Here is a 9,164-nt window from a genome sequence, read left to right as displayed (position 1 = left end):
CAGGCCCGCCTTGGTGAGCGCGCCGGACAAAAAATCGTTTTCCAACGCCAGCTCGCCGATCTTGGCATGCAACGCCTTCAAATCGACCGGCGTCTCGGCCGATGTCTTGTCATGCCCAAACACGCCGGCGGCGCCTTCCAGGAGCTGGTTTTTCCAGATCGTGATCTGGTTCGGATGAACATCAAACAGTTGCGCCAGCTCCGCCAGTGTCTTGTCTCCTTTGACCGCAGCCAAAGCAACCTTCGCCTTGAATGCCGGAGAATGCGTCCGGCGGCTCTTCTTCGTCATCTTCGCTCCTGATTCGCAGCAAGAATCCTCGCCGCTGTCAGGCAGAAAACCCACTCAAGCTACTGTCCGAATTTGCGGGGCCAGCTCTAACCATCGTGTCGCCTGTTCCCATCCTAAGGGCGAAAGCGAAGAGGAAGGCATCGGGAGTTACGAGTGGGGCTTCGGTTTGAGCGAGTGGGTAAAGTCCGGCCTTTCGTCCCAAGTGCGTGCGCAGATTGAGGGGTATCTCTGTTGGCCGCTGCGGAGCTTTAGCGTAGGGTTCCCTAAAAGGGAGGCTGAATAGATGCTTACGTCGCCGACGGTTGGATTCGTTAGGACTTGGCAGGAGGAGTCTAAGCGCTGGACATACACCCTCACAACTTTACTGGGGGATTGGTTGAATCAGGCAGAGAGGCAATTCGGCACGCGTGATCGGAGCTGGACGATCCTTGGAATTGAGGTGGGAGGCCCTCGCCCTGGTGTTTGGTTTCCGCAGTACTCGCAGGAAAGCAGATGCGTGGTGATTCATCTGAGCGACACTTGTCAGTCGAATGAAGAGCAAGCGCGTTTCGAACTGTCTCAGGAAATAGTGCACCTCCTTACCCCGAACGGGGGTGGCGCCGCCCTTAACATTGAGGAGGGAATTGCCACCCTGTTTGCAAACCTGGTTGGGCCAAGGCACGTGAACGCCCCTTCTTATGTGAAGGTGTTGGGCTATGTGGAGGAACTTCTGAAGATTGACCCTGAGGCGATCATTAAGCTGCGAGCGAATAGCGATAGGTTTCAGGATTTCACTCCGGAGTTTATCCAGAAGCGGGTTACAGGCGTGTCTGATCAGCTAGCCTCCGACCTTTGCACGCCCTATCGGGACTAGACTGGTGAGTATGCTGTTCGAGCAAACCTTGGCCCAGATGGAGGCGTGATCGTGGTCTGGGTCTTTGGCTTCGGGTCTCTCACCTTTGATGGATGGCAGTCCGAGTTCGGCTGCGCGGGGTCTCAGCGCGCAACGCTTCGTGGCTATCGTCGAACCTTCAATAAGAAGTCAGTGGTTAACTGGGGGACCAAAGAGAACCCTGGCATCACGCTGAATCTGGAGCCGTTTGATGGGGCCAGCTGTGAGGGAGCCGCTTTTGAGTTTCCGGACAATGACAAAATACCGGTCCTCTTACGTGCTCTGCGAAAAAGAGAAGCGTGTGATCCGACAGATCTGCAGGTGCTGTTGGCCGACGGGCGCTCGGTAGACGCCAAGGTATACATCTATGAGGGAGTAAACCCGCTCGGTTCGACGATAAGCACTGCCAAGAAGGCAGAGATGATCCTCAAGGCCCGAGGCACTAGTGGCAGTGCACTGGATTATGTGAGGAGGAATTTTGAAGGCCTGCACGATGTGGGTTTAGACGATCCGGCCGTTACCGAGCTATGGCAAGCAGTGCAGGCTCTCCGGGGCTAGGATTTGCCTTTGAGGGTATGGGAGAGGGTATAGCTCCGGCAGATGAGCTCGGTAGCGAGGCGATAGCAGACCATCCGTCCCGGCTGGGGCCTCGTCAAGAATGCTGCCTCAAAGTGTGACATCTATCACATTCAGGCAGGTCTAAGTCGCTGATTTAGCACAAATGCTAGCACAGAAATATTTCTACGTTGATTTAGTGACGATATCTCAATTGCTTGCGTCGATTACCATCCGTCTCGAATCGTGGTGGCTTGGTCCTTAGAGAACCATGTCTCCCCTCGTCGCGAAAGAAGGCTATCCTATACGCAGATTGTCTGCGGACACTTTGCCGGAGCTGCCGGTCTTGCGCTCGAAGCTGATCCGGGCCCCCTCAGCAAGGGAGGTGTATCCGGCCTTCTCGACTGACCTGATGTGCACGAATACGTCGGCTTCGCCATCATCGGGCTTGATAAATCCATAACCCTTTGTCGCGCTGAACCACTTCACAATACCGGTTGCCACTACAATGTCTCCATCTCAAACAACAGCGATCTAAGTATGGTTTGCGAAGGGCATCAAGCCGGTGCGCGGGGTATGCAATGTTGCTCCGGCACGATATGGAGCAACATCGTCGCCGGGCGTGAGCTTAGGGAGGGGCTAGCTGGAACGCCCATCGCGCGCCCTCAGCGGCTTCCGGCGGAGGTGCCGGCGACTGGCACTGTGGTCTTGTCGGCCCGGCGCAAGCGCGGGAAGCCTACTTGCAAGGGGTTTCTCAACCATGCCTTCGAGCGTTCGCTCCTGAGAGTCAGGTACGCTCTTCTGTTCCAGAAGAGCAAGAAAGGCCCGCCCTTTGTCCGTTATGATCCATTGTCCGGGTTCCCGCGTAACCAGCCCTTGTCCGAAAATATTGAGATCCGGCGTCTGCGCCGCCAATCGCTTCGTACGATCCGTCCACTCCGGACCGCTGGTGTAGAACACCGCCAGGTAATCCTTGAGGACGGCAAGGCTCGCCCGGCCCTCCGGTTGGCCGGCGAGAATCCTAAGTATCGAGACCTGAAAACTCACTTTCTCCAACCAAACGCGGTAGCACCAAAGCCGCAAATCTTAGCGGCACCTGCCGGACCCCGCGCTCCACTTTAAAACAAGAACCTCAAAACAAATGCTGATGCGGATCCGGCAGATTGGGACGCAAATGTAGACCGTCCTTGTCGAGCTGGGGAGGCCCTTTGATTCTATTCCTCGCTCGTTCCTGCAAGGCTGTCGGGCTGTCAAGCGTCGAACCGGCCTGATCATGGACAGCCCAAAGCTTGGCAAAACGGAGTTTGCGCCTCTCAAAGAGACAGGTTTCGAGGACGAGTGTTCGATCTAGTGTCGCCGCGTCCATACGAACGCGAATGGATGCCCCAAAGGTGTTCGCCAAAATCGTAATTCGGATGTCGAGCCTGGTACAATCTGAGGTGACGTTGCCTGCTCTTATCCCCCGTTTAGCAAAGGATTGCGGCGCATATGGGCGAGTTCATGCTGGATCTCGACGCCGCTTCAGCTTCACGGCCCTGCATCCGCTAGCCTGTCGGCCTAAGCAGCCGGACCCGAGCCATGATCGGTCGGTAAGCTGCTCGGTCGAAAGTCCGATCTAAAAACGCGAAAGGCGATTGCCGACAGCGATAGCGGGACTTCCGGCGAGCTTGCGCTCAGTATCGTACCTCGCCCGCAGCTCTTGACTGATGCCCATTATTGCGTGAACGAGAGGCGTCAAAATTTGGGAATGGCAGCTGAGAATGATGGATGTGGTTGCTGAGGCGAACGCCTCGGAGTTACCGCGCATTTTGCACAAATCCTCCCGGCGCTCGTCTTGGATTCTCGTCCTCTTGGTCTTCTTTGGTTTGTGTGCCGCGGCAGCCTGTGTTTGGACTAACATGGAGACAATTTTGGCGAGGTCGCAAGTGCTTGGGCCCGCGCCGATGCATGGCTTGTCACCTGAGGTTAGGGAAGCTCTGCTGGAGGTTCGATCCGAGCAACAACGGGCGAGCGATGTAATCGCAGAACTCAATCGCAATATCGGTGCGCAGCAAGCCGATTTGAAGCGGATGACGGACCAAATCGAAGCGTTGACCGCGAAGATCGAATCCTTGCAGAGTTCACTCGCTGCTGCGTCTGCGCCGCCAGTCTCTTCTCCGCCTGCAGCCCAATCAGCTTCGAAGCTGGCGAAAAGAGCGGTCCAGCCCTCTAAGCCAGAAGGGCCAATTTCCGTTGGCGGCGCGCCGCTGATCCCTGAGCCAGGATCTGGCCAGCATTGACGGAAGCGCTTGGGGGATCTCCGCCTCAACCAATTCCGCCTGAAGCTTGTCGGCTGTGCGTCTGATCCCGGTCTGCCCGCGTCCACGCACTGCCAGCAACCCATACTGGGGGTCCAAAGGTTGGTTTTGGTGCCAGTATACAGGAGGGTGGAGTATCTCGACCGCAAGCCGTCAGGCATGACTCTCAATTTCAGCTTCAATCATTGGAGCAAAGGCTCCGAGATCGGCGCGAGTTCTGCATTCGCGTTGTCGCTGTCCACGAATTCGGACATGCCCTTGGTTTTACGCATGAACAGAACCGCGACGATGCGCCGGAGGCGTGCCGTAACGAAAAAGCTTCCGGCTCGGTCGGCGATTATAAGGTCACCCAATACGATCTCGATTCAATAATGAACTATTGTAATCCAGCATGGAACGGAAAGGACAACTCAGCCCACTCGATATCGCCGCCGTCAGGAAATTCTATCCCTCCCGACACTCGGTCTCTTACTATCCATGGGCGCGCCCGCGCTGGCCGATCGCGCGGCGGTGCAGATTGCTGCGCGCTACAATGTCAGGACGGTTCACGTCCAGTACGTTGGCGTGATGTACAACGACAAGCAGGAAGTCGGCGGCGGCTCCGGGCTGCTCATCGGCGACAGCCTCGTGCTGACCAACAGCCATGTGATCGGACGCGAGGAGAACTACAAGAGCTTCGACGTCAATGCCCGCCTCGGGTCGCGCAATGCGAATCCCATCAAGGTCACTGCGGTTCATCGCGACGATGCCAGGGACCTGGCTCTTTGGAGCTGTCGCAGTCCGCCGGCAATAGCCGTGGCGCCTCTCGTTGCCCGATGCCTGTGATCAACGACAACCAGCAGGCCCCGATCTATTTGCTAGGTTATCCTCTCGATCTGGATCTGAGCATTTCGAGCGGTCTGATCAGCAGCCAGACGAGCCCGAACGGCCGACGGCAGACCGACACAATCATGAATGTCGGCAACAGCGGCGGACCTGCATTCAACGAGTTCGGCGTGGCGGCATCGTCAAGTGGAACGAGGCGCAGGTTTCCGGTGTCAACTTCATCATTCCAGCGACCGTGATCACCGCAAGCCCGCTCTAGAGCATGATCGCAGCCCTACCACAACCCTCTGTCTGCTGGACGAAATGGGTTGACACGACGATCTTCTTTGAGAACTGGAGCAAGCTGAACTCCACGCATGTGCAGACCCAAGCCAACGCTGGGGTGAAGATCCCCGAAATTCTTGCCGGAGCGATCCACACGATACTGCCCGAAGACCGCCGCCTTATCGTGAACGTGCCGGTATCACAGCTTGACGAACCGAAGCAGATCGAGCGCTCCTATACGGTGGATAAAACCAAGGACGACCACCCCGTCGTCTTTGCAGAGCATACTGCAGACTATGCCGAGACGTTCCCTGCAGAGCCCGGCTATCGCATTGCAGGGTGCACGTGGCACGTCGAGACCGGAAACGGCGCCAGCAATATCGCTTGTGCGGTCAACGATACCGGCGCGCAGGCTCGCTTCACCTACAAGCTCACGAGCGGACCTGCCGTCGACAGATACCGCGGATGGCTCGGCGCCACTGTCAACGTTTCCCAGATCCTTGCGACGCAGGTGCCGATCGATGGTCATGCTTTCCTTACCGGCCTGCGCTTCCAACGGGCTGCATCGGCTCGGCCCCGCTTTCCGGCAGGTTCAGGCGATACTCGTTGTCCTCTTCTGCGCGCTTGCGGCCGGTTGCGCCCACCAGGGTCCTGCTTCGCAGCCGGCGAAGCCGCATATCCACAAAGCACCACAGAAACATGTGAGCGCGTTCAGGGGATATGGCTATCGCTACGACCCCGGCTATTACCATGATTTTCGGCGCTATCATGGTTATCGGACGTGGCGGCCCACCGCCGGCGAGGCGAGCGAGGAGGCACCTCCCGACAAGAGCACTACCGGGTCCGACGTTGTGGTCAACAAGTCAGTCTTATTGATCGAGGAACCGCAATTCACGCTTAACACTGCACGCCATTTGCGGACCGCCATAAGACGCGAGGCGGCCACTGTGGTGCTTGTAGAGGTGGATGACCTCATCTTCGATAAATTGAGCCGCCTCTCTCAGATACGGTCGTAACGGGCAATAACCAGCTAGACGTTCCTCCGACCGAGCCGAGGGAAGCAGGCGCGTCTGCGCCAGAACTCTTCCGAGACGATGGGTGGTCACTGGGCGCTGAGACCTTGGGCTGCGGCTTTGAGGATGCGCGGGAAAGTGCGCCAGCCGCGTTCATGAGGAGGAACCGATCGGTGTAAGAGTAAACTGTTGCGGATGGCGAGACGGTAGATCCCTCACGCATGCTGGTGCAGGCAGATCCATATTGCATCCCAACTTCCTTAGCGTTGTAAGGCACGATAAAGCGCGGTGCTAACCAGCTATAATGTCGCGGCCATTACCCCAAGAAAGGACAGATCGTATGGGATTGCTCAAAAACGTACGAGCGGAGCATTCCTGGAAAGGCCCCCGGCCATGTGGCCGATCGAGACTCAGCATCTGCCGACGAGAACACTCCCCGGCCGCTCTAATGATTATTGTACCGCTACGAGCAGCTGCTGAACCTCTTGCGGCCTGTGAAGAACAGTTGTTGCTTTTCAAGTTGAGAGGCGCCGCATCGGGTTCATATTTTGACTGCGACGGGAACCTAGCTGCCGAATATTGCAGAGAGCGATTGAGCGCACAACCGCAGAGTTTCCATTGTGCGTGTCGTAGCCAATGTTGTCGCTTATCTAGACAGCTTGGTGGTCGCCCGTTATGCGCGTTACGCTACTCCGACCATCGATGCTGACTGGCACCTCACCGGCGACGGTTGCGCGATGAACGAGGCGATGTTGGTCGCCGTAGTCATTCACTGCATAATGTTGTGTAGCGCGATTGTCCCAGATCGCTACATCACCATCCCTCCAACTCCAACGCACAGTGTTTTCGAGCGCAGTGATATGAGACTGAAACAAATCGAACAGCTTCTGGCCATCGTATTTCGGCAGGCCAACGAAGTTTTGCACCAGAGCGCCGAGCACGAGCGTGCGTTCGCCAGTCTCCGGGTGCACGCGCACAACGGGATGCTCAGTCCGATAGATTGTTTTAGTGAAGACTTCGTCCAAGTGCTTCTTGTCGAGCTCGCTGACGCGGGCAAGTATTGCGTAGTCAAAGGCATTACTGTGAACGGCCCATAGCCTGTCTGCAAGCCCTTGGAGCGGCGGCGCTAGGTCGAGGTAGGCCGAGGCGGTGTTTGACCAGACCGTATCGCCACCGAAAGGTGGCATCACAATGCCTCGCAGCACGGCGATCTTAGGGTAGGCATCGACGAAGGTTCCATCAGTGTGCCAGAGATCCGCCCGGCTACCTGCACGGGTGGAATCAAGCTCGATGATCGACGCTGTTCCCTTGATCGCACCGAGCGTTGGATGAGGTGTCAACTCTCCGAAACGAATGGCAAAGCTCTCCTGCTCCGCATCATCGAGGTGGAGCTGGCCGCGAAAGAAGATGACCTTGTGCTCCAAAAGCAGCCCATTGATCGAGGCAATCGTCTGCTCCGGTAAATCGCCTGACAGTTTGACATTTCGGATTTCTGCGCCGATGCGCACTGCGCGTTTAATGACATCGGCGCGAGGAATGACATTGTCCGACAAGATCATTGCAGTCATGGTCCCATCTTGCGTAGCCCCTAGGCCACACTATCCGCTCGACCAGGCAGACCAGCGCGAGCGGCGACCGCTAGCTGGATCCGTCATCATCTATGGGTAGCGAGTGGCTCCCGTTTGAACTCACGCGACTTCGAAAAGGTTACCGCAGCATCCGCTTCATCGAATATTGAACAAATCCCTAGTTCGATCAATTGCTAGCAGTGGTAGTTGACCGCGGCGAAAGCGTTGTATTTCGCTGAGCGTTTGCTCTTGCGTCCGCTGCCCGATGAATAGGAATCTGTTCGAATGCACGGTCACTGACACCGAAGCGATAAGAGGTCCCCTAAGAGCTGCCCGTTCCTCGCCGCAAAACGTCGATAGAACGGCAGCGTCCGGAGAACGCCGGCCGAGGTTCGGGCCATTGACGGGGGCGGTCTTCGCAGCCGCGGCGTTCGATGCCTTCGCCGGTATGAGGGAACATCTGCGCGCCACAGCACGCCTCCTTCGCTTCGACCGGGTTGTTTGTACGCTTGAAGACGAGGACTGTGTAGCAGACGCCATCCCGGATGTCGGCAAGAGACCACGGCTTCTCGCCCGCTTTGTAATAGACACCAGTCGTGAGATTCCACGCGACGGTGCGTCATCCTGCATCTTGCGGGAAAGCTCGCCCTTGCTGTTGAGGTATTCGCGCGGGGCAATGGCGGTCTGCGCACGAGCTGGGTGATCGCCTCGCAGCCAAGTAGCCTGGCCCTGAGCTGGTTGTGGAAATGGTTTTCGAGCAAGTGCTTCTCCGCGGCCACATTGGCGTCGTCGAAGAAGACGCCTTGGCGCTGTACCGCTATTTGGAGAAGAAGCCTATATCGCCCTGCGGTGCCAGGATCTGATGTTCGGTAATCCATCCGAGTATCTGGCGAAGACGGCGGAAGTGCTTTCGATCCAGCTCAAGCCCGATCTTGTCGCGACCGACGTTGAAATGAAGGCTTCGCGTGATTTTCTGACCCACAACGGCGGCCTGATCAATCAGCTCTACCTCGACGAGGCCGGCCGCAAGCTCGGGGCAAAATCAATGAAGAACTCGATATCTACGAAGAGTTTTCGCGGACGTAGTCAGGAACGCCAAAATGTTATCCGGCGCTATCCAAGAGAGACCGAGCAGAAATATCGATGAAGACCCAACTCACAGAGTGTCGCCGGATCGGTAGTGTTCTTTCCGTACGCGGACAATGTGACCTAGCTTACTCGCGATATAGAGCTGGCCCCGCAAATTCGGACAGTAGTTGAGTGGATTTTCTGCCTGACAGCGGCGAGGATTCTTGCTGCGAATCAGGAGCGAAGATGACGAAGAAGAGCCGCCGGACGCATTCTCCGGCATTCAAGGCGAAGGTTGCTTTGGCTGCGGTCAAAGGAGACAAGACACTGGCGGAGCTGGCGCAACTGTTTGATGTTCATCCGAACCAGATCACGATCTGGAAAAACCAGCTCCTGGAAGGCGCCGCCGGCGTGT

Annotated in this window: 10 protein-coding genes and 2 pseudogenes; 9 read left to right on the top strand and 3 right to left on the bottom strand. The window is 57.0% G+C overall.

The window, feature by feature from the left end; all coding sequences use genetic code 11:
* Positions 1-288 (bottom strand): annotated as a pseudogene (locus IQ16_RS44100) (transposase); the annotation flags it as partial.
* Positions 289-784: 496 nt separating this feature from the next.
* Here IQ16_RS44100 and IQ16_RS47200 point away from each other — a divergent pair.
* Together IQ16_RS47200 and IQ16_RS44085 are read left to right on the top strand one after the other, a co-directional pair.
* Positions 785-1,141, top strand: a complete 357-nt coding sequence (locus tag IQ16_RS47200) for a hypothetical protein (RefSeq protein ID WP_223153695.1) — start codon at positions 785-787, stop codon at positions 1,139-1,141.
* Positions 1,142-1,186: 45 nt separating this feature from the next.
* Positions 1,187-1,717 carry a gamma-glutamylcyclotransferase gene (locus IQ16_RS44085; protein WP_018648300.1) on the top strand — a complete coding sequence of 177 codons (531 nt, stop codon included), beginning with the start codon at positions 1,187-1,189 and terminating at the stop codon, positions 1,715-1,717.
* A gap of 294 nt (positions 1,718-2,011) precedes the next feature.
* On the opposite strand, the gene IQ16_RS44080 is transcribed toward IQ16_RS44085, so the two are convergent.
* Entirely contained in the window at positions 2,012-2,218 is a 207-nt protein-coding gene (locus IQ16_RS44080; protein ID WP_011084914.1) for a cold-shock protein, read from the bottom strand.
* A 1,256-nt stretch (positions 2,219-3,474) separates the two neighbouring features.
* Here IQ16_RS44080 and IQ16_RS44070 point away from each other — a divergent pair.
* The 5 genes and pseudogenes from IQ16_RS44070 (at position 3,475) to IQ16_RS44055 (ending at position 5,854) form a co-directional block, all read left to right on the top strand.
* A complete protein-coding gene (locus tag IQ16_RS44070; RefSeq protein WP_011084916.1) occupies positions 3,475-3,993 on the top strand; it encodes a hypothetical protein in 519 nt (172 codons plus the stop codon).
* A gap of 203 nt (positions 3,994-4,196) precedes the next feature.
* Positions 4,197-4,340 (top strand): annotated as a pseudogene (locus IQ16_RS47790) (M12 family metallopeptidase); the annotation flags it as partial.
* A 148-nt stretch (positions 4,341-4,488) separates the two neighbouring features.
* Complete coding sequence (locus IQ16_RS47195; protein WP_231166576.1) at positions 4,489-4,836, top strand: trypsin-like peptidase domain-containing protein; 348 nt, start codon at positions 4,489-4,491, stop codon at positions 4,834-4,836.
* The gene (locus IQ16_RS47190; RefSeq protein ID WP_231166577.1) at positions 4,827-5,075 is read left to right on the top strand and encodes a hypothetical protein; all 249 of its coding nucleotides are present in this window, start codon (positions 4,827-4,829) and stop codon (positions 5,073-5,075) included. The genes IQ16_RS47195 and IQ16_RS47190 overlap by 10 nt, the downstream gene beginning before the upstream one ends.
* A gap of 23 nt (positions 5,076-5,098) precedes the next feature.
* The gene (locus tag IQ16_RS44055; protein WP_014497743.1) at positions 5,099-5,854 is read left to right on the top strand and encodes a hypothetical protein; all 756 of its coding nucleotides are present in this window, start codon (positions 5,099-5,101) and stop codon (positions 5,852-5,854) included.
* Between the two features lie 909 nt (positions 5,855-6,763).
* Here the strand turns inward: IQ16_RS44055 and IQ16_RS44050 are convergent.
* Positions 6,764-7,681 (bottom strand): TauD/TfdA dioxygenase family protein, encoded by a 918-nt coding sequence (locus tag IQ16_RS44050; RefSeq protein ID WP_011084919.1) that lies wholly within the window; start codon positions 7,679-7,681, stop codon positions 6,764-6,766.
* Positions 7,682-8,543: 862 nt separating this feature from the next.
* Between IQ16_RS44050 and IQ16_RS44040 the strand changes: the two genes are divergently transcribed.
* Together IQ16_RS44040 and IQ16_RS44035 are read left to right on the top strand one after the other, a co-directional pair.
* Entirely contained in the window at positions 8,544-8,828 is a 285-nt protein-coding gene (locus IQ16_RS44040) for a hypothetical protein (RefSeq protein WP_018648303.1), read from the top strand.
* A gap of 167 nt (positions 8,829-8,995) precedes the next feature.
* Positions 8,996-9,164, top strand: a 169-nt coding sequence (locus IQ16_RS44035) for a transposase (protein ID WP_018646722.1), incomplete at its 3' end; no start/stop codon positions are given.

Source organism: Bradyrhizobium huanghuaihaiense, from assembly GCF_007830635.1.
GTDB lineage: Bacteria > Pseudomonadota > Alphaproteobacteria > Rhizobiales > Xanthobacteraceae > Bradyrhizobium > Bradyrhizobium huanghuaihaiense.
The sequence above is the reverse complement of the archived record's forward strand: the minus strand, read 5'-3'. Positions and strand labels throughout refer to the sequence as shown.